This is a genomic window from Nocardia sp. NPDC004582 (assembly GCF_053602115.1).
In genome coordinates this window covers 1-19529 of record NZ_JBSGCY010000123.1, presented here as the reverse complement: position 1 = coordinate 19529, position 19529 = coordinate 1, and the positions used below count along the sequence as shown (strand labels likewise).

Annotated in this window: 17 protein-coding genes; 5 read left to right on the top strand and 12 right to left on the bottom strand. The window is 68.8% G+C overall.

Annotated elements, in window-relative coordinates:
- Positions 1-85: 85 nt before the first annotated feature.
- From ACWELJ_RS26720 to ACWELJ_RS26700, 5 genes are all read right to left on the bottom strand, one after another.
- Positions 86-1366, bottom strand: coding sequence for a uroporphyrinogen-III synthase (locus ACWELJ_RS26720; RefSeq protein ID WP_452368883.1), 1281 nt, complete (start codon positions 1364-1366; stop codon positions 86-88).
- The gene (nirD, locus tag ACWELJ_RS26715; protein ID WP_452368882.1) at positions 1363-1758 is read right to left on the bottom strand and encodes a nitrite reductase small subunit NirD; all 396 of its coding nucleotides are present in this window, start codon (positions 1756-1758) and stop codon (positions 1363-1365) included. Before nirD ends, ACWELJ_RS26720 begins: the two co-directional genes overlap by 4 nt.
- Positions 1759-1823: 65 nt before the next feature.
- Entirely contained in the window at positions 1824-4409 is a 2586-nt protein-coding gene (gene nirB, locus ACWELJ_RS26710) for a nitrite reductase large subunit NirB (protein WP_452368881.1), read from the bottom strand.
- A 26-nt stretch (positions 4410-4435) separates the two neighbouring features.
- Positions 4436-5941 (bottom strand): MFS transporter, encoded by a 1506-nt coding sequence (locus ACWELJ_RS26705; protein ID WP_452368880.1) that lies wholly within the window; start codon positions 5939-5941, stop codon positions 4436-4438.
- A 279-nt stretch (positions 5942-6220) separates the two neighbouring features.
- Positions 6221-7375, bottom strand: a complete 1155-nt coding sequence (locus ACWELJ_RS26700) for an MFS transporter (RefSeq protein WP_452368887.1) — start codon at positions 7373-7375, stop codon at positions 6221-6223.
- A gap of 224 nt (positions 7376-7599) precedes the next feature.
- Between ACWELJ_RS26700 and ACWELJ_RS26695 the strand changes: the two genes are divergently transcribed.
- Both ACWELJ_RS26695 and ACWELJ_RS26690 read left to right on the top strand, forming a co-directional pair.
- Positions 7600-8283, top strand: a complete 684-nt coding sequence (locus tag ACWELJ_RS26695; RefSeq protein WP_452368879.1) for a FadR/GntR family transcriptional regulator — start codon at positions 7600-7602, stop codon at positions 8281-8283.
- A gap of 146 nt (positions 8284-8429) precedes the next feature.
- Entirely contained in the window at positions 8430-9884 is a 1455-nt protein-coding gene (locus tag ACWELJ_RS26690) for an MFS transporter (protein ID WP_452368878.1), read from the top strand.
- An 87-nt stretch (positions 9885-9971) separates the two neighbouring features.
- Here the strand turns inward: ACWELJ_RS26690 and ACWELJ_RS26685 are convergent, their stop codons facing one another.
- The 3 genes from ACWELJ_RS26685 to ACWELJ_RS26675 form a co-directional block, all read right to left on the bottom strand.
- On the bottom strand, positions 9972-10823 hold the full coding sequence (locus ACWELJ_RS26685; protein ID WP_452368886.1) for a TIGR02569 family protein: 852 nt from the start codon (positions 10821-10823) through the stop codon (positions 9972-9974).
- A 172-nt stretch (positions 10824-10995) separates the two neighbouring features.
- On the bottom strand, positions 10996-12183 hold the full coding sequence (gene moeZ / locus ACWELJ_RS26680; protein ID WP_452368877.1) for an adenylyltransferase/sulfurtransferase MoeZ: 1188 nt from the start codon (positions 12181-12183) through the stop codon (positions 10996-10998).
- A 107-nt stretch (positions 12184-12290) separates the two neighbouring features.
- Positions 12291-12848 carry a nuclear transport factor 2 family protein gene (locus ACWELJ_RS26675; RefSeq protein ID WP_452368876.1) on the bottom strand — a complete coding sequence of 186 codons (558 nt, stop codon included), beginning with the start codon at positions 12846-12848 and terminating at the stop codon, positions 12291-12293.
- Positions 12849-12928: 80 nt separating this feature from the next.
- Here ACWELJ_RS26675 and ACWELJ_RS26670 point away from each other — a divergent pair, with 80 nt between their 5' ends.
- Positions 12929-13213, top strand: coding sequence for a hypothetical protein (locus tag ACWELJ_RS26670; RefSeq protein ID WP_452368875.1), 285 nt, complete (start codon positions 12929-12931; stop codon positions 13211-13213).
- On the opposite strand, the gene ACWELJ_RS26665 is transcribed toward ACWELJ_RS26670, so the two are convergent.
- Entirely contained in the window at positions 13198-14193 is a 996-nt protein-coding gene (locus tag ACWELJ_RS26665; RefSeq protein ID WP_452368885.1) for a DUF3152 domain-containing protein, read from the bottom strand. The genes ACWELJ_RS26670 and ACWELJ_RS26665 overlap by 16 nt on opposite strands.
- Positions 14194-14582: 389 nt before the next feature.
- On the opposite strand from ACWELJ_RS26665, the gene ACWELJ_RS26660 reads away from it, so the two are divergent.
- Positions 14583-15248: a TetR/AcrR family transcriptional regulator gene (locus ACWELJ_RS26660; RefSeq protein WP_452368874.1), complete on the top strand. Its 666-nt coding sequence runs from the start codon at positions 14583-14585 to the stop codon at positions 15246-15248.
- Positions 15249-15344: 96 nt separating this feature from the next.
- On the opposite strand, the gene ACWELJ_RS26655 is transcribed toward ACWELJ_RS26660, so the two are convergent.
- From ACWELJ_RS26655 to ACWELJ_RS26645, 3 genes are all read right to left on the bottom strand, one after another.
- Positions 15345-15572: a DUF3107 domain-containing protein gene (locus ACWELJ_RS26655; protein WP_452368884.1), complete on the bottom strand. Its 228-nt coding sequence runs from the start codon at positions 15570-15572 to the stop codon at positions 15345-15347.
- A gap of 96 nt (positions 15573-15668) precedes the next feature.
- Positions 15669-16370, bottom strand: a complete 702-nt coding sequence (locus tag ACWELJ_RS26650; RefSeq protein WP_452368873.1) for a ferritin-like fold-containing protein — start codon at positions 16368-16370, stop codon at positions 15669-15671.
- A gap of 254 nt (positions 16371-16624) precedes the next feature.
- Positions 16625-17659, bottom strand: a complete 1035-nt coding sequence (locus tag ACWELJ_RS26645) for an alpha/beta fold hydrolase (RefSeq protein ID WP_452368872.1) — start codon at positions 17657-17659, stop codon at positions 16625-16627.
- 484 nt (positions 17660-18143) lie between these two features.
- Here ACWELJ_RS26645 and ACWELJ_RS26640 point away from each other — a divergent pair.
- A partial coding sequence (locus ACWELJ_RS26640) for a DEAD/DEAH box helicase (RefSeq protein WP_452368871.1) occupies positions 18144-19529 on the top strand: 1386 nt, incomplete at its 3' end.

The following is a 19529-nucleotide window of genomic DNA, read 5'->3' as shown; positions in this document are numbered from 1 at the left end:
ACCTCGTCGGCGCACACGGTCGCTCCGAAGTAGTCACGCCCGATGGTGTCGAGGCCGTATTCGGCCAGGGACCGCTTGGTATTGGTCACCAGCGCGGGGTCTCGATCAGCGGCTGCCGCACGCCCGGGATCCGCGACTGCGGAACCTCGCGGCGCGTGCCCAGCCCCGTGCTGCGCGCCGGGCCCGGCTGGCGGGCAACGGGATTCGCGGCCTCGTGCGGATTGTCGATGCACTCGGCCGGGTCCAGGGCGAGGCGGTAGCCGCGCTTGACGACGGTCTGAATGGCCTTGGGGGTGCCCAGGCCCGCCCGCAGGCGGGCGATGGCGGTCTCCACGGCGTGGGTGTCATCGCCGCCGCCGGGGAGGGCGGCGAGCAGATCCTCACGGGAGACCACGCGGCCGGGCTGGCGGGCCAGCGAACGCATGAGCGCCATCGGCGCCGGGGCCAGCTGCCGCACCTGACCGTCCACCACGACACAGCCGCCGCGGACGCTCAGCACGTGGCCGGCGGCCTGAATCCGGTTGGCGCGCCGAGGAAGTTCCTCGGCCACGTGCCGGGCCAGCGCGCCCAGGCGGGCACGGCCGGGGCTGGTGGTGGGCACGCCCAGCTCCTCCAGCGGCGCGGCCGTGATCGGACCGACGCAGGCCGGCAGCACCCGGGTGCGGAAGGCGTGCAGGACCGCCTCCAGCAGCCCGGTCTCCTTGGCGCGCATGAGCAGTGACGCCACGGCGGGCGCACTGGTGAAGGTCACGCAGTCCAGTCCGGCGGTGACGATCCCCTCGATGAGACGGTCCATCGGGGTGCGGTCGTCCGGCGGCACCCACCGGTAGACGGGCACCGGAACCACATCGGCGCCCGCGCAGCGCAGCACCTCGCAGAAGTCGGGGACGGGCTCCCATTCGGTGGTCGCGCCGTGCAGCTGCACCGCGATCCGCACCCCTTCGACGCCCTGCGCCAGCAGGTGATCGAGCACCTCGGCACTGGATTCCGAAGCGGGAGACCATTCTTCACGCAGCTCGGCGGCGCGGATGGCGCCCTTGGCCTTGGGGCCGCGGGCCAGCATGCGGGTCGCGGCCAGGGTGGAGCGCAGCTCCTCAGCCAGGCCCCAGCCCTCCGCGGCCTCCATCCAGCCGCGGAAACCGATGCCGGTGGTGGCGACCGCGATCTGCGGCGGCTCGGCGACCAGCCGGCGCGTCACCCGCTCCAGCTCGTTGTCGTCGGCCAGCGGAATGATCCGGATGGCCGGGGCGGACACGACATTCGCGCCCCGGCGGGCCAGCAGGGTGCCGAGTTCGTCGGCACGCCGGGCAGCCGTGATGCCGACCGTGAAACCGGCCAGCGGAGTACCGCCGTCGACCTCGGTCATGCGGTACCGCCGGCGAACTGCACGGGATCGTTGGACACCGCGACCACGCCGTCCGCCACGCGCACCGCGTACACCGGCAGGGAGATGGCGTCGTCGTCCAGGCAGCGCCCGTCGATCAGCGAAAAGGCCTGCTTGAGCAGCGGGGACGCCACGACGGGCTCGCCGCCGCGGTCGCCGACCAGGCCGCGCGACATGACCGCCGCGCGCCCGAACGGATCGATATTGCCGACCGCGAACAGCGTGCCGTCGGTGGTCAGGAAGAGGGCCGCCTGGCGGCCGCCCTTCAGCAGCACCGCCACGCCGCGGCCGGGAATCAGGTAGTCCTGCCGGCAAGCCTGGGTCCACCCCGAAGCGGTGGTGACTGCGGTGCCGGGTGTGTCGATCACGGTCATCGGTAACTCTCCTCCGAACGCCTTACCTATTGGTACCGGCGCCCTGTTTCCATGTCGTTAAGCAGTCATTTCCCGTGCGTGGCGGCTTCTGCGACGTCCACGACACCCACAGCGGCCCGTACCGCGCCCACCGGAAGCTCCGGAATACCGAGCAGGACGGGCACCTTGCGCTCGCCGCTCTCGTCGAAGCCGATCGTCGGGTCCGACTCCTCGGGCGCGTTGACGAAGGACACGAAGCGCGACAGCTTGCCCTCGTCCTCGAGCACGGCGGCCCACTCGTCCTTGTAGCCGTCCACGTGCTTGGCCATGGCGGCCTCGAGGTCGGCCGCGATGCCCAGGCTGTCCTCGCAGACGACCGCCTTGAGGTAGTCGATGCCGCCCTCGAGGGCCTCCTGCCACGGCGCGGTGCGCTGCAGGCGGTCGGCGGTCCGGATGTAGAACATCAGGTAGCGGTCGATGTAGCGGATCAGCGTCTCGTCGTCGAGCTCACCGGCCAGCAGCACCGCGTGTTTCGGGGTCAGACCGCCGTTGCCGCCGACGTACAGGTTCCAGCCGTTCTCGGTGGCGATGACGCCGACGTCCTTGCCGCGGGCCTCCGCGCACTCACGCGCGCAACCCGACACGGCCAGCTTCAGCTTGTGCGGGGAACGCAAACCGCGGTAACGCTTTTCGAGCAGCACCGCCATGCCGACCGAGTCCTGCTGGCCGTAACGGCACCAGGTCGATCCGACGCAGGACTTCACCGTGCGCAGCGACTTGCCGTAGGCGTGACCGGACTCCATGCCCACGTCCACCAGGCGCTTCCAGATCAGCGGCAGCTGCTCGACGCGGGCGCCGAACAGGTCGATGCGCTGACCGCCGGTGACCTTCACGTACAGGTCGAACTCCTTGGCCACCTCGCCGATGGTGATCAGCTGCTCGGCGGTCACCTCGCCGCCGGGCATCCGCGGCACCACGGAGTAGGTGCCGTTCTTCTGCAGGTTGGCCAGGAAGTGGTCGTTGGTGTCCTGCAGCGAGGCCTGCTCGCCGTCGAGGATGTGATCGCTCGAGGTGGAGGCCAGGATGGAGGCCACCGTCGGCTTGCAGATATCGCAGCCGGTGCCCTTGCCGTACTTGGCGATCAGGCCCGAGAAGGTGCGGATACCGGTCGACTGGATGATGTGGAACAGCTCCGCGCGCGACTGCGAGAAGTGCTCGCACAGCGACTTGGAGACCTCCACACCCGACTGCTCCAGCAGCTTCTTGAGCATGGGAACGCAACCGCCGCACGAGGTTCCGGCGTTGGTGCAGCTCTTGATGGCCGGGACGTCGCAGGCGCCGTCGACGATCGCACCGCAGATGGAACCCTTGGAGACGTTGTTGCACGAGCAGATCTGCGCGTCGTCGGGCAGCGCGTCCGCGCCCAGTTCCGCACCGGCCGGGGAGATCAGCGCGGCCGGATCGGCGGGTAGCGGGCGGCCGACCAGCGGGCGCAGCGCCGAGTACTGGGTGGCGTCACCGACCAGGATGCCGCCGAGCAGGGTCCGCGCGTCATCGGAGACGACCAGCTTGGCGTAGGTGCCCTTGGCGGCGTCGTGCAGCACCACCGACAGCGCGCCCTCGGTCTTGGCGTGCGCGTCACCGAAGGAGGCCACGTCCACGCCGAGCAACTTCAGCTTGGTCGACATGTCCGCGCCCGGGAACTCGCCCTCACCGCCGAGCAGGCGGTCCGCGACCACCTCGGCGGTGCTGTAACCGGGAGCCACCAGGCCATAGCAGACGCCCTCGACCGCGGCGACCTCACCGATGGCGTAGACGCTCGGGTCCGACGTGCGCAGGCCCAGGTCGGTGATGACGCCGCCGCGCGGGCCCACCTCGATGCCGGCGGCCTTGGCGATCTCGTCGCGGGGACGCACACCGGCGGCGAAAACCACCAGGGCGGCACGCAATTCGCTGTCGTCGGAGAGCGTGACGGTCAGCTTCTCGGCGAGCGCGGCGTCCGCGTCGGTCGCGATCGAGGCGGTGCCGACCCCGGTGTGCACGGCCAGGCCGAGCTCGGTGACCAGCTTCTCCAGGATCGCGCCGCCGCCCTCGTCGACCTGGGCGGGCATCAGCCAGTTGTTGTACTCGACCACGTGCGGGGTCATGCCCAGCAGCCGCAGCGCGTTGGCCGCCTCCAGGCCGAGCAGACCGCCGCCGACCACCACGCCGACCGCGCCCGGCCCGGCCGCCTCGGCGGTGGCCCGGATGCCGTCGAGATCCTCGAGCGTGCGGTAGACGAAGCAGCCCTCGGCGTCGGCGCCGGGCACCGGCGGCACCCAGGCGTAGGAGCCGGTCGCGAGCACCAGTGCGTCGTAACCGATCACGTCGCCGGTGGAGGTGGTCACCTTGCGGGCGGCCTTGTCGATGCTGTCGGCGCGCACGCCCAGCCGCACCTCGACCAGCTCGTCGCCCTCGTAGTCGTTGCCCGGCAGCGCCAGCGCGGAGGTCTCCCAGATGCCGACGTAGGAGGACAGCCCGACGCGGTCGTAGGCGGCCAGCTTCTCCTCGCCGAGCACGATGACCTGCCAGGTCCCGGCCTCGTCGCGGGAGCGCAGGGCCTCCACGAAGCGGTGCCCGACCATGCCGTGGCCGACGACGATCGCGGTCTTGCGTTCGATGCTGTGGGTCATGACGGTGTCCCTTTCGAGCTGGACGGTCAGGCGCGAGCCGACGGAGTGGACGAGGCGGGGTTGGACGCGAGATCGGTGGCGACGGAGCTGGACTCGGCCTCGAGGACCAGGGCCTCCGCCTCGACGACGACATCGGCGTCAGCGGTGTCGCCGGACCGCGCCCGCAGGCTCGGGCGGCGCAGGAAGACCGCCCAGCAGACCAGGCCGCACAGCACATAGAAGGCCATGAAGACCCAGAAGGCGGTGGTCGCGGACTTGGTGGAGGCGTAGGAGGTGCGCAGCATCAGGTTGATGCCGACGCCGCCCAGCGCGCCGATCGCGCCGACGAAACCGATCAGGGCTCCGGAGGTATTGCGGGCCCACGCGGCACGGAAGGCCGAATCGCCCTCCAGCGAGCGGGATTTCGCCTCGAACACAGACGGGATGATCTTGGTGACCGCACCGTTGCCGATGCCCGAGATGACGAACAGCGCGGTGAAGCCGATGATCATCGCCACCAGCACGCCGCCCTTCGGGTGCCCGGCGTGATCGCCCAGGGTGGACGACACCGCGACCACCACGGCCGCGGCCGTCATGGCCACGAAGGTGTACAGGGTGACCTTGCTGCCGCCGATCCGGTCGGCCCACTTGCCGCCGTAGGGGCGGGCCAGCGAACCCAGCAGCGGGCCGATGAAGGCGATCTGCGCCGCGTGCAGCGCCGCCGCGGAGACGCTCGCGCCGCCCGCCTTGAAGGTGATCTGCAGGACCTGGCCGAAGGCGAAGCTGTAGCCGATGAACGAACCGAAGGTGCCGATGTAGAGGAAGGCGATCGCCCAGGACTGCGGGACGCGCAGCGCCTTGACCATGTAGGACAGGTCGGCCTGCTGGTTCTTGACGTTGTCCATGTACAGGGCCGCGCCCACCGCGGCCACCGCGATCAGGACCAGGTAGACCGCGCACACCACCGAGGCGTTGCCGTAGGCGTTGCCCAGGGCCGCGATCACCGCGAGGCCGATCAGCTGCACCACCGGGACGCCGATATTGCCGCCGCCCGCGTTGATGCCCAGCGCCCAGCCCTTGAGCCGCTGCGGGAAGAAGACATTGATGTTGGACATCGACGAGGAGAAGTTGCCGCCGCCCAGGCCCGCGAAGGCCGCCACCACCAGGAACGTCGGGTAGGAGGTGCCCGGCCGGTTGATGAAGTACAGCGTCAGCAGCGTCGGGATCAGCAGCAGCAGCGCGGACACGATGGTCCAGTTGCGCCCGCCGAATTTCGCGGTCAGCACGGTGTAGGGGATCCGCATGAAGCCGCCGACCAGGGTCGGGACCGCGCCCAGGAAGAACTTGCCGGCCGGATCGATGTGGAAGACATCGGTCGGCATGAACAGCACCATGACCGACCAGATCGACCACACCGAGAACCCGATGTGCTCGGCGAAGACCGACCAGATCAGATTGCGGCGCGCGATGTCCTTACCACCGGCTTCCCAAGCCACGACATCCTCGGCATCCCAATGCTCGATGTCGCGCTTGCGGGTCAGCGTCGTCAACAAGAGGCCCTCCTGAAATCTGGATGGCCCCAAGGTAGAAAACGGGTATTGCGGTGATGCTGCGCGAAATGTCCGCTAAATCAACGGTTGCTCACGATTACCGGGATGCCGACGTGAGAACTGGCTCTATGTTTCACCCATGTGACACAACGGTTTCCGCCGGTCACGAACCGCCTGAAAACGAGAATCCGAGCCGTGAGGTGAGAGCCTTGCCACAAAGCATGGACCCAACCTCACGACTCGGCAACTCGAACGGTGAAATTCCCGCTAGCTCCGGGCGTGTCAGTTCCAGGTGTCTTCCAGGAAACGCGGCTTGCACGCCACCCACGCGCCCGCCATCAGGATCAGCACCGCCACCGTGAGGAAGGCGAACGGCACCGGCCAGCCGCCGGTCATGCTGTGCAATGCGCCGAACAGCAGCGGACCCACGCACGCCACCGTGTAGCCGACACCCTGGGTGAAACCGGACAGCGCGGCCGAACCGGCGCCCGTCCGGGTGCGCAGGTTGATCAGCGTCAGCGCCATCGGGAAGGTCGACGGGCCCAGGCCCAGCGCCAGCACCCACACCAGCGGGGCGCTCATGGGCGCGAACAGCAGGCCGCCGAAGCCGATGAAGAAGAACACCGCGCAGCCGATCACCACCGGGAACGGATTGGCCATGCGGCCCACCACGATCGGCGCGCTCAACGCCGCGACCAGGCCGATCAGCGCGAAGATGCCGACCATCGAGCCGCCGAACGCCGCGTCCGCGCCCGCGTCGCTGAAGATCGTGGGCAGCCAGGTGAACATCGAATAGGTGATCAGCGAGGTCATGCCGAACATGAAGGCCATGCCCCAGGCCAGCGGCGAGCGCCACACCTTGCCGGTGGCCGCGTCGTGGGCGTCGGAGGGCAGCTCGGTGGTGTCGAAGCGGGCGTTCGCGCCGCGGGTGCGCAGCACCGCGATCCACGGCAGCGCGGCGGCGAAGGCCAGCGCGGCCCACATGCCCAGCGACAAGCGCCAGCCGTGCGCGTCCGCGATCGGGACCGTGATCAGCGCCGGGAACACCGTGCCCAGCTGCACCATCACGATGTAGACCGAGCTCAGCAGCGCCAGCCGATCCGAGAAGTACCGCTTGACCAGCGGCGGGATCACCACGTTGCCGATGCCCATACCGGCCAGCGCGAAGGCCGAGAAGGCCAGCAGCTGCCAGGTGTCGGGCACCAGGGCGCGCAGCACCGAGCCGATGCCGGTCATGAGCATGGCCGCCAGCGCGGTCATCTCCAGGCCGAGGCGGCGCGAGAGCACGGGGGTGAGCAGGCCGCCGATGGCGAACATGGCGGTCGGCAGCATGCCGAAGACGCCGACCACCGCGGTGGAATAGCCGATGTCGTCGCCGATGCGGGCGGCCAGCGGGGTGAAGGCGGTGACCGCGATACGCAGGGTCAGCGCGGACATGACGAGGGCGACCAGCACCAGCACGCGACCTTCGAACAGTGCGCGCCGGGAGATCTCGGGCTGAAGCTTCGGCGATTCGAGATGGACGCGGCCCGGTTCGGCAGGGGTACGGGTCATGCCCCGCCCGGGGGCCATCGTCTCATCCATCGTCGCAGTCACCCCGAAATCATAGGATGACCCGATGATGTGATGCAACGAATGTGAGGCAAGGTACGCTGTCCCCCGTGCAACCAGTCCGGCGCACGAGCCTCATCGCCCAGGTGACCGAGCAGCTTCGTGCCGAAATCCGTTCCGGCCGTTGGGCCGTCGGCTCGCGCATCCCCACCGAGCCCGAACTCACCGAACTCACCGGCACCGGCCGCAATACCGTGCGCGAGGCCGTGCAGGCCCTCGTGCACGCCGGCATGCTCGAACGCAGACAGGGCTCGGGCACCTACGTCATCTCGACCTCCACCCTCGGCGGCACCCTCACCGAGTACTTCGCCGACGCCCAGCAGCGCGACGTGCTCGAACTGCGCCAGGCCCTCGACACCACCGCCGCCCGGCTGGCCGCCACCCGCCGCGACGACCACGACATCGCCGAACTGCGGCGACTGCTCGACGAGCGGACCCGGCTGTGGGACAGCGACTTCGACGCCGCTATCGAGGCCGACGTGCAACTGCACCGCGCCATCGTGGTCGCCAGCCACAACGCGGTGTACCTCGAGTTCTACGACTCACTGCTGCCCGTGATCGCCGCCGGCATCCGTTTCCGCTCGGCGCGCGAGGGCGAGACCTACCATGACGAGCATGCGGAGCTGGTGGCCGCGGTGATCGACGGCGACCCCGACCGGGCGGTCCGCACCGCCAACTGCTTCCTGGACTCGCTCATGGCTGAATACCGGACGCTCGATAAGAATTTCGGGTAACCGAAGGGTCACCATGCGAATCTGGGCCAAGTGAGCCCGAATTGTCATCTCTGTCACGGAAAAACACCCGGACGTAAAACGAGCTTCCTACGGTTGACCCGACCGCGGATGAGGGCGGTCGCATCAGCCGAGAGGACAAACCGCTCATGGCAACAGTTATCGAGCCTACGGAAATCACGTATCAGAAACGCGGGCGATGGATCGACCGCTGGGAACCCGATAACACCGAATTCTGGGAAAACGGGGGTAAACAGACCGCCCGTAAGAATCTGATCTTCTCGGTATTCGCGGAGAACCTCGGATTCAGCGTCTGGGTACTGTGGGCCAGCGTCGTCACCGCCATGGGCTCGGCCGGATTCGCCTTCCTGGGCAAGAACAATCCCGACGCCGTGAACAACGCCCTGCTGCTCACCTCCACCCCGACCCTGGTCGGCGCCGCGCTGCGGGTGCCCTACACCTTCGCCATCCCCCGCTTCGGCGGCCGCGCGTTCACCGCGTTCAGCGCGGGCATGCTGCTGCTGCCCACCCTGGGCCTGGCCTACTTCATCAACCAGCCCTCCACCCCGATGTGGGTGTTCATGGTGCTGGCCGCCATCGCCGGCGTCGGCGGCGGCAACTTCTCGTCCTCCATGGCCAATATCAACTTCTTCTACCCCGAGGGGAAGAAGGGCGCGGCCCTGGGCATCAATGCCGCAGGCGGCAATCTCGGTGTGGCACAGACACAATTGTTCGTACCGCTCATCATCACGCTCGGCACGCACATCATGGCCAAGGACCCCGCCGGATACCGCTTCGGCATCACACTCGCGGTGCTGGTGTGGATTCCGTTCATCCTGGCCGCGCTGCTCGGCGCGCTGCGCTACATGGACTCGCTGACCGGCGCGAAATCCGATGGCACGTCCTACAAGCGGGCGCTGGCCAACCGCCACACCTGGGTGATGGCCATCCTCTACATCGGCACCTTCGGCTCCTTCATCGGCTTCTCCTTCGCCTTCCCCACCCTGCTCAAGGCCAACTTCCCGGACCTGGCCAAGATCGGCTGGATGAGCACGCTGGGCAACCTGGCCTTCCTCGGCGCGCTGGTCGGATCCTTCAGCCGCCCCTTCGGCGGCTGGATCTCCGACAAGCTCAGCGGCGCGCGGATCACGCTCTACGTCTTCGGCGGCATGGCCTTCGCCACCGCCCTCATCGTGGCGTCGTTGTCCGCCAAGAACTTCCCGCTCTACCTGGCCTCGTTCCTGCTGCTGTTCGTGCTCAGCGGAATCGGCAACGGATCGACCTACCGGATGATCCCGATGATCTTCACCGCGGAAGCGCGGCGGCACGCCTCGGAGACCGGGCAGGACATCAGCGCGGCGCTGACCTCGGCCAAACGGCAGGCGGGCGCGGCCATCGGCGTCATCGGCGCGATCGGCGCGGCCGGCGGGTGGATCCTGCAGCAGGCGCTGCGACTGTCGAACACCCACTACCACAGCATGAATCCGGCCTTCTGGGGTTACGTGGCGGCCTACCTCGCCATGGGCGCGCTGTGCTGGTGGTTCTACCTGCGGTCCTCGTTCGCGGTCGGCCGGGCGCCCTCGCTCGCCCACGCGAACGTGTAAGACTCCCCAACCGCCCCTGGGGAAACGGAAAGGCCGCACCGGAATTCGTCGCCCGGTGCGGCCTTTCCGCACTGCTCTCGCCGGTCCCTAGAGCAGCAGGCGGGTCATGTCCGCGGTGCGGGCCAGGCCCGGGAACGCCTCGGGGGTCGAGCGCGGGTGCAGGGCGTGCACGGCCAGCCGGAACATGACCGCGCGCACCAGCATCTGCGGCCACTCGGGCAGCTGGGCCCAGCGCTCGATCAGCCCGTCGTCCGCGCCGCCCCAGGACAAGGCATCCACCACGATGACCGCCGCCGCCCACGGCGCGGGCCGCCAGTACGGGGTGATGTCGGTCAGGCCGGGCGCGTAACCGCCGGCGAACAGCACGGTGCCGAACAGATCGCCGTGCACCAGCTGCGGGGGCGTGGACACCGGCTTGCGCAGCGTCGACAACTGGGTGATCAGGGTCAGGCTGCGGTCGCCGTCGGGCGAGGTGGTCGGCAGCATGCCGCCCAGCTTCAGGCTGCGCAGCGGGACCGCTTCCCAGGCCGCGCGATCCGCGGCCGCGAACACGTCCACGTCGGCCCACGGCGCGACCGGCTGCGCCGCCAGGAAACGCGGGCGTTCCAGTTGCGCGGTCACCTGGTGCAGACGCAGCGACAGCGACACCACCTCGTCGTGGCGCGGTTCCGGCACCCCCTCCAGGAAGGTGTCGGCGCGCCAACCGGATACGACATACCGTCCATCGGTGGCCCGTACCGGCCGCGCCAGGCGCAGCCCGTCCACCCGCAGCGTCTCGCGCACCTTCGCCGACCAGGCGGCCCGCGCGTGGTCGGTCACCGGGCTCAAGACGACATCGCCACACCGCCAGCCGCCATCCCAGTTCCCCAACGGGACCGGCGGTTCCTCGCGCAACCCGAAGGTCGAGCGCACATGCTCAGGAGGTTCCACAACAGTCATCGTCACGCGCGTACGGTACCGCTGGCCAGGTTTTCGCGACCGCCGCCGCGCCGACCGTTCCACACGCCGAAACCATGGTGTGAAACACCGGCGACCGACGCGTTATCTCCGGGCTCCCGAGACGCCGCGCGACCGGCCCCCGCGACACCGCCGAGGGCCCGTGCGCGCGGATTCAGTAGACCGGCAGGGAGGGGTCGATCTGGTTGGCCCAGGCGATGATTCCGCCCTGCAGGTGGGTGGCGTCGGAGAAACCCGCGTTCTTCAGGGCCGCGAGCGCCTCCGCGGAGCGGATACCGGTCTTGCAGTGCAGCACGATCGGGGTGTTCTGCGGCAGCTCCGACAGCGCCTCACCCGACAGGATGCGGTCCTTGGGGATCAAGGTCGCGCCCTCGAGCCGGACGATGTCCCATTCCACGGGCTCGCGCACGTCGATGATGGCCACGTCCTTGCCCGCGTCCAGCATCTCCTTGAGCTCGCGGGCGGTGATGGTGGAGCCGATGGCCGCGGCCTGGCCCTCCTCCGACACCACGCCGCAGAACGCGTCGTAGTCGATGAGCTCGATGATGGGCTGACGCTCCGGATCGCGGCGCAGCTTGATGGTGCGGTAGCTCATGTCCAGTGCGTCGTAGACCATGAGCCGCCCGAGCAGCGGGTCGCCGATGCCGGTGATCAGCTTGATCGCCTCGGTCACCATGATCGAGCCGATGGACGCGCACAGCACGCCCAGCACGCCGCCCTCGGCGCAGGAGGGCACCATGCCCGGCGGCGGGGCCTCCGGGTACAGGTCGCGGTAATTGATGCCGCGACCGTCGGGGGCGTCCTCCCAGAAGACCGAGACCTGGCCCTCGAAGCGGTAGATGGAACCCCACACGTACGGCTTGCCCGCCAGCACGGCGGCGTCGTTGACCAGGTAGCGGGTGGCGAAGTTGTCGGTGCCGTCCACGATCAGGTCGTACCGCCGGAACAGGTCGACCGCGTTGTCGGGCTCGAGCCGAATCTTGTGCAGCTCCACCGTGATTCCGGAATTGATCTCCAGAATCGAGTCGCGGGCGCTGTCGGCCTTGGAGCGGCCGATATCGGATTCGCCGTGAATGATCTGCCGCTGCAGGTTCGACGCGTCGACCTCGTCGAACTCGACGATGCCGAGGGTTCCGACACCGGCGGCGGCCAGGTACAGCAGCGCCGGGGAGCCGAGCCCGCCCGCGCCGATCACCAGCACCTTGGCGTTCTTCAAACGTTTCTGACCGTCCACCCCGAGATCCGGGATGATCAGATGGCGGCTGTAGCGGGCGACCTCGTCCCGGGTCAGCTCCGCCGCCGGCTCCACCAAGGGCGGCAGGGAGGGATGCGATGCTGTCACGTGTGCGGACTCCTCAATCGAATTCGCCGGAAACTCGCGGCCATTTCTGCAACACAGCGACCGGGACCGTTCTTCCCCAAGCCTAGGCCCCTGACGAACCCGGGTGATCAGAGGCCGGTCGGTAGCCCGAACGCCGGGAACAGGGCGGGCGCGTGGAACAGATCCATGCGCGCGACACCGGCGCGGTCCAGGGTCAGCACGTGCAGATTGGCCGGCTCGAAGACAGCGCCGGGCGTGCGCCGGACATACGCGCCCAAGGCCGGACGGCCGTTGGCGCGGGTGGGGAGCAGACGGAACGCCTCGCCGCGGGCGAACACCCGGGCCAGGAACGCCGTGACGGCGTCGCGGCCCAGGAACCAGGCCTCGAACGGCGGCATCTGCAGCAGGGCGTCCTCCCGCAGGACGGCTTTGAGGGCCTCGACGTCCATGGTCTCGAACGCGGACACATAGCGCTCCAGCAGCTCGGGCTGGTCCTCGTCACCCAGCTCCACCGGACCCGGCTCCAGATCCGTCAGCTGGGCGTGCGCCCGCTGCAGGGCGCTGTTCACCGCCGCGGCGCTGGTGTCCAGCAGCCCCGCCACCTCGGCCGCCCGCAGCGCGAGGACGTCACGCAGGATCAGCACCTCCTGCACCAGATCCTCGGCATCGTGCAGCGAACCCGACATCCGATAGCAGTAGGCGAGCAGTTCCGGCCAGCTCGGTCGGGCCGGAATCCATCGGCACCGCCTCGGGGGTGTACAACGCCATGCGGCAGCTCGGCGGGAGCTTCGGAATCGCCGTCACCTCAGCGGTTTTCACCGTCAGCGGGGGCTACGGATCCACGGCCGCGGTACAGCACGGGTTCCGGGCCGCGGTCCTCGCCGCCGCGGAGAGCGCGGCTTTGGGGGCGCTGGCCGGGCTCGGGGTGGCGCGGCATCGGCGTTCCGCCGCAATGGAATCCGCGCGCCCCGCGGCGACCGCGCCCGAACTGCCCGGCACCGCGCCCCAACTCCCCGGCACCGCGCCGGAGGTCGCTCAGGCGCGGGGGTAGGGCCAGGGGTTGAAACGGCAGGTCTTGCCGTCCATCGGCACCACGCCTTCGGGATCCAGCTTCGCAATGTCGTTGTTCCGGGTCCCGAAGGTCTGCTGCATCATGACCGGAGCCAGCCCGCCGTCGGTCTCACACGGCTGATGCTCGTGGTAGCCGAGGGCATGGCCCACTTCGTGATTGATCTGGTACTGCCGGTACGAGCCGACATCGCCTTCGAAGGCCAGGGCCCCGCGCACCCAGCGCACCTCCGAGAGCACCACCCGGCCCAGTTCGGTGTTGTAGCAGGAGGAGTCGACCGGGATCTCGAATCCGCACGACTTGCGGGTGGTGTCGCGTGAGGTCAGCGAGATGCGGAAGTCCGGGTTGCCGGTGTCGACGCGGCGCAGCGCGAAGCGCGGATCATGGGTCCAGGACTTGGGATTGGCGAGGGTGGCGTCGATCATCTGCGCCACCGCCGTGTCACCGCCCAGGGACGCGGTGTCCACGCCGTTCTCGATCTCGACGGAGTAGGTGAAGGCGTGCTGGGCGCCGGTGCCGATCTGAGCGGTGGTGCCCGGCACCACCCGCCAGGTGCCCGCGCCGGTGTCGGTGTAGGCGCCGCCGGGCGGGACCGCGCCGGTGGGCAGATCGACGGCGTACTTGCCGTCACCCTTGGGCGCGCCGCCGATGATGCGGCCCGGCTTGTCGGTGTACTCGCTGAGGCGGCCGAAGCCGGGCAGACCGGCATCGCTGTCCCCGCTGTGGCGGAAGGCGTCGACGGCGACCACGACGGTGATCACCAGCAGCACCGGCAGGGCGTAGGCGCGCCAGCCGTAGGTGTTCACGAACCGGCCCAGCGGGGATTGCTTCTTGGTCTCGCGGTCGGGGCGCGGCCGGTTGCGGGCGTCGGCGGGCGGGGAGGTGGGGTCCCAGCGGGCGCGCAGCGGCTGATGCGGCAGTGGGCGGTCCTCGGCGGGGAGCTCCGGATCGGGTGGCGCGATGAGCCCAGAAGATACCGACAGGCCGGTCTCCGATGCGCCGTCGTCGTCGTACAAACCGAGCGGATCGTAGATCGGCCCGCTGGGTCTACCCCGTCGCTTGTTGCCGGCGGCCTTCTCGGTCACGCCTGACAGACTCTCACAGCCGGGCCGGTCATCGAGAGCTGCCGTCCCAGCCCGTGATCATTGCTGCGAGATATCTCACGCTATTGCGGCAGACCTCACAAATCGGAACATGTGCTACACAGTTGTGATCGGCCTCGCATAATCAAAGCGGGCATCACGCGACCAATATTCGGAACCTGGATCGGCAACGGCCCCCTGAGCGCGTATCGTTCGTGGGATACCGGTGAACATCCTTCCCACCGGGAATCAACTGGGAGAAATAGGCAATGACTGACCTCGTGGACCGGATGACATCGCACCGCATGTCGTCCGAGGCCATGGCGACGAGCAAGCGCGGCACCCGTCTGCCTCGCGAGGCGCGCCGCGCGCAGCTTCTCGCCGCAGCCAGCGAGGTCTTCGTGCAACGCGGCTATCACGCCGCCGGCATGGATGAGATCTCGCAGTGCGCCGGCGTCAGCAAACCCGTGCTCTACCAGCACTTCTCGAGCAAGCTCGAACTGTATCTGGCGGTGCTGCAGAACTACGTCGACGTGCTGGTGTCGAGCGTGCGCCAGGCGCTGCGCTCCACCACCGACAACAAGCAGCGCGTGCGCGCCGCCGTCGCCGCGTACTTCGACTTCGTCGACCATGAGACCCAGGGTTTCCGGCTGGTTTTCGAATCGGATCTGACCAATGAGCCGCAGGTGCAGCGCCGGGTCGAGCAGGCCACCGAGGCCTGCGTGGACGCGGTGTTCGACCTGGTCGCCCACGACTCCGGTCTGGACCCCTACCGGGCCCGCGTGCTCGCGGTCGGCCTGGTGGGCGCCAGCCAGCTCAGCGCGCGGTACTGGCTCGAGGCGGACCGGCCGATTCTCAAGGACGACGCCGTCGACACCACGGTCGCGCTGTGCTGGGGCGGGCTCAAGCATGTCCCGCTGCACCCGATCGATTGAGAGATAACGACTCTCGTTGAATCAAAAGAATTGGCCCGCCGACTTTGTCGGCGGGCCAATTCTTTTGGCGCGATCTACCGCGTCGCGCGGGGAAAACTACACGGCGGCGAAGCCGACACGACCCGAGGACGCAGCGCCGATCTCGACGTAGGCGACCTTCGAGGCCTGAATCAGGAACTTGCGGCCCTTCTCGTCGGTGAGCGACACGACGCCGCCCTCACCCTGCAGCGCACCGCTGACGAGCGCCTCGACCTCGGCCGGGGTCTGCGAGCTGTTGATGACGAGCTCACGCGGGCTATCCGAAATGCCGATCTTGACCTCCACGGCCAACCTCCGAACCTAGAGTCGTAGTCCTGTCCCGATCACGCTAGCGCAGCCGCGACCCGCACCGGCCCCGACCGCCTGCGCTGATAGCGAAACTCAGCCCAGCCCCAGCACGCGCATACGCTCGGCGTGGCTGTTCTGCATGTGCTCGAACAGCGTGGCGATGCCGTTCAGGTCGCCGGTCGCGGTCAGCACCAGCTCGGTGAGCTCATCGCGCTGCGCCATCACGTACTGCGCCTGGGTGATCGCCTCGCCCAGCAGGCGGCGCCCCCACAGCGCCAGCCGGTCGCGCTCGGAGCGGTTCTGCGCGACCGCGCCGCGCACCTCCTCGATCACGAACTCGGAGTGGCTGGTCTCGGCCAGCACGTCGCGCACCACGTCGGCGACCTCGGGAGCCAGGGCGCCGGCGATCTCGGTGTAGAAGTCCGCGGCGATGCCGTCGCCGACGTAGAACTTGACCATCGACTCCAGCCAGGTGGAGGGGTCGGTGGAGGCGTGATAGGCGTCCAGGGCGCGCACGAAGGGGGCCATCGCGTCGAAGACGTCCGCGCCGCGGTCGGCCAGGGCCCGCTCGAGGGTCTGGAAATGCTCGGCCTCGTGGCCGGCCATCTTGGCCACGGCCACCCGCCCACGCAGCGTGGGCGACAGCTTGGCCTCCTCGGCGAGCCGGTAGAAGGCGGAGATCTCACCGTAGGCGAGAACCGCGAACAGGTCGGTGACTCCGGGATGTTCGGCGGCGATTCGGCCGTCGGAGGACTCCGAGGCAGCACCGAGGGCAGTGGACGAGTTTGCTCCCATGGGTCCCCACCCTAGCCCCAGAAATCGACGCGCATTCACCCATCGGGGGCGGCGCGGCGGGCGTACTCTCGATTTGTTCGAAAGGCTTTGCGCCACAGAGCTATTCACAAACCTACCGGTCGACTCGGAGGACCGGTCAGGGCATCACCCCTCGCGGAGAATCTCACGCCTGTCCCTCGTGCGCATGGCCGGGCTCGAGGCCGAATCCCGACCCGGGAAGCGGCCTTTCCCGAATGTCCCGGGCCCGTGAGCGATCAGGCCAGATCGCGCAGGAACTTGTCGAGATAGGTCCAGGTGGTGTCACGGGCGATGAGAATGCCGAGGTGAGAGCCGGGGGCGGTCTCGTACCGCACCTGCGGCGACCCGGTCAGGGTCTGTGTCCCGTGTTCCACGGCGGCGGCCGCGGTGATCGCGTCCTGGGGTCCGCCGACCAGCAGCACCGGCTGAGTGATCGCGGCCAGCGCGATCTCGCGCTCACCCAGCCGCAGCCCGCCCTTGCCGATGTCGTTGTTGAGGATGAACCGACCCCACAGCTGGTTGTAGAACCGCCCCGGATAGCCGGGCAGCGAATTCTGGAACCGGTCGATGGTCTCCATCCGGGCCAGGGTCGCGGTGTCGGTGATATTGCTCGCGATGAACAGCGGCCGCTCGAGTTCCCGGTTCCAGGCGGTGGCCCGGTAGGCGAACCGGGTGATCTGCGCCGAGACGCCGCCGAGGGCGCGGATCGCGGCGGTCGCGGTGCGGCCGCCGTCGATGCGGGCCAGTGACCGCAGCTCACGCGCGCCGAACATGTGGTCGTAGCTCAGGGGCGCGCCCACCGCGGTGACCGAGCGGATGGGCAGCGTCTGGTCGGCCGCGGCGGTCAGCAGGGCCAGCACGCCGCCGATGGACCAGCCCACCAGGTCCACCGGGCGGCCGCCGCGATCGGCGGACACCTGGCGGATGGCCTCGGGCAGGATGTCGTCGATCCAGGTCTCGAAGCCCATGCGACGGTCATCGAAGGTGATGTCGCCGTAGTCGACCAGGTAGGGGGCACGGCCGGAGTCGAGCAGGAACCGGGCCAGGCTCTGGTCGGGGCGCAGGTCGAAGCAGAACGCGGGCGCGGCCAGCGGCGGCACCAGCAGCACGGCCGGATCGTCGGGGCCCGCGCCGTCGTAGCGGCGCAGTTCGCGGTGTGGCGCGTCGGACAGCACCGTCGAGGGGGTGGGATCGGGGGCCTCGATGCCGTCGCCGAAGGTCAGGGCCCACGCGTTGCGCGCCGCTGTTGTCACGGTGTCTGCCAAGCTCACGGCACCACCATGACAGATAGTGGTACACGACGTATCACACATGTGAGCAACTCAACTGCCGACCGCCCGGCCCGCACCCGTCCCCCGGACCGAATTATGGTGCGCCGCAATCATTAACGCTACTGCGAAACCCGGATCAGGCCCCGCATCGGATATCGATAAGCGCACCTACCAGCGCAATAATGCCCCACTTCGGCGGTGGCGGAAAACAGGGTGAAGGTCGTATCACGCTACAATCTCCGCGGACGGCGGAAATTCATACCCGTAGTCCATGGAAAATGTGCGCGCACTCCGATCCGCAGCACTGCACCGCCGCGCCAGGTCGACGCCCATCCCCCCGGACAGGCATCCCAGCAGCGGCGAGAAACCGGATCTAGTGGTTGTCGCGGGCCGTCCGGGCCTGCCCCACGCCTCGTGCGCGCGAGACGCGATAACGAGGAAAGGCAAGAACCTGAGCAAGATCACCGTAGAGCAGGAACCGGGTGTGGCGGACACGCTGCTGACCGCGGAACTCGACGACACCCACCTCGCTCCCACTTTCGCCGAATTGGGCGTGCGCCCCGAAATCGTCCGGGCCCTCGCCGACATCGGCATCGAACGCACTTTCGCCATTCAGGAACTCACCCTGCCCCTCGCGCTGGCCGGTGAGGATCTCATCGGCCAGGCCCGCACCGGTATGGGCAAGACCTTCGGTTTCGGTGTGCCGCTGCTGCATCGGATCGCCACCGCGACCTCGGGCACCAAGACCCTCGACGGCACCCCGCGCGCCCTGATCATCGTGCCGACCCGCGAACTGTGCATCCAGGTCACCGAGGACCTGGAGAACGCGGGCAAGGCGCTGAAGGACGACAACGGCACCCCGGTGCGGATCACCGCCATCTACGGCGGCCGCCCCTACGACACCCAGATCGCGGCCCTGCGCGACGGCGTCGACGTGGTCGTCGGCACCCCCGGCCGCCTGCTGGATCTGGCCCAGCAGAACCATCTGATCCTGGGCAAGGTGGAGGTGCTCGTCCTCGACGAGGCCGACGAGATGCTGGATCTGGGCTTCCTGCCCGATATCGAGCGGATCCTCAACATGGTTCCCGAGCATCGGCAGACCATGCTGTTCTCGGCCACCATGCCGGGCCCGATCATCACCCTGGCCCGCACCTTCCTGAGCCGGCCCACCCACATCCGCGCCGAGGAGCCGCACGACTCGGCGGTGCACGACCGGATCGCCCAGCTGGTCTACCGGGCGCACGCGCTGGACAAGAGCGAGCTGGTGGCCCGCATCCTGCAGGCCGAGACCCGTGGCGCCACAATGATTTTCGCGCGCACCAAGCGGACCGCGCAGAAGGTGGCCGACGATCTGGCCGAGCGCGGCTTCGCGGTCGGCGCGGTGCACGGCGACCTCGGGCAGATCGCCCGTGAGAAGGCGCTCAAGAAGTTCCGCGAGGGCAAGATCGACGTGCTGGTCGCCACCGATGTGGCCGCCCGCGGCATCGACATCGACGACGTCACCCACGTCATCAACTACCAGTGCCCGGAGGACGAGAAGACCTACGTGCACCGCATCGGCCGCACCGGCCGCGCGGGCCGCGCTGGCGTCGCGGTCACCCTGGTCGACTGGGACGAGCTGAACCGCTGGGCCATGATCGACAAGGCCCTCGACCTCGGCATCCCGGAGCCGGTGGAGACCTACTCGCGCTCCCCGCACCTGTACGAGGAACTCGGCATCCCGCAGGGCGTCACCGGTGTCATCCGCAAGCGCCCGGCCGTGCGCGACGAGGACGCGGCGGGAACGCTGGGGCGAGCGGGTTTTCGACATCAACGCCGACGGCACCGCCACCTACGGCACCTACGCGGACTGGCTCGAGGCGGTCCGGGT

What these genes read in the sequence shown, in the direction of transcription:
- ACWELJ_RS26675 (WP_452368876.1), bottom strand. Translation starts at nt 12,848, where the DNA reads ATGTCGGGTTCGCTGCACGATGCCGAGGATCTGGTGCAGGAGGTGCTG.
- ACWELJ_RS26660 (WP_452368874.1), top strand. Translation starts at nt 14,583, where the DNA reads ATGACTGACCTCGTGGACCGGATGACATCGCACCGCATGTCGTCCGAG.
- ACWELJ_RS26720 (WP_452368883.1), bottom strand. Translation starts at nt 1,366, where the DNA reads ATGACCGAGGTCGACGGCGGTACTCCGCTGGCCGGTTTCACGGTCGGC.
- nirD (WP_452368882.1), bottom strand. Translation starts at nt 1,758, where the DNA reads ATGACCGTGATCGACACACCCGGCACCGCAGTCACCACCGCTTCGGGG.
- ACWELJ_RS26700 (WP_452368887.1), bottom strand. Translation starts at nt 7,375, where the DNA reads ATGTCCGCGCTGACCCTGCGTATCGCGGTCACCGCCTTCACCCCGCTG.
- ACWELJ_RS26685 (WP_452368886.1), bottom strand. Translation starts at nt 10,823, where the DNA reads ATGACTGTTGTGGAACCTCCTGAGCATGTGCGCTCGACCTTCGGGTTG.
- ACWELJ_RS26650 (WP_452368873.1), bottom strand. Translation starts at nt 16,370, where the DNA reads ATGGGAGCAAACTCGTCCACTGCCCTCGGTGCTGCCTCGGAGTCCTCC.
- nirB (WP_452368881.1), bottom strand. Translation starts at nt 4,409, where the DNA reads ATGACCCACAGCATCGAACGCAAGACCGCGATCGTCGTCGGCCACGGC.
- ACWELJ_RS26670 (WP_452368875.1), top strand. Translation starts at nt 12,929, where the DNA reads ATGCGGCAGCTCGGCGGGAGCTTCGGAATCGCCGTCACCTCAGCGGTT.
- ACWELJ_RS26690 (WP_452368878.1), top strand. Translation starts at nt 8,430, where the DNA reads ATGGCAACAGTTATCGAGCCTACGGAAATCACGTATCAGAAACGCGGG.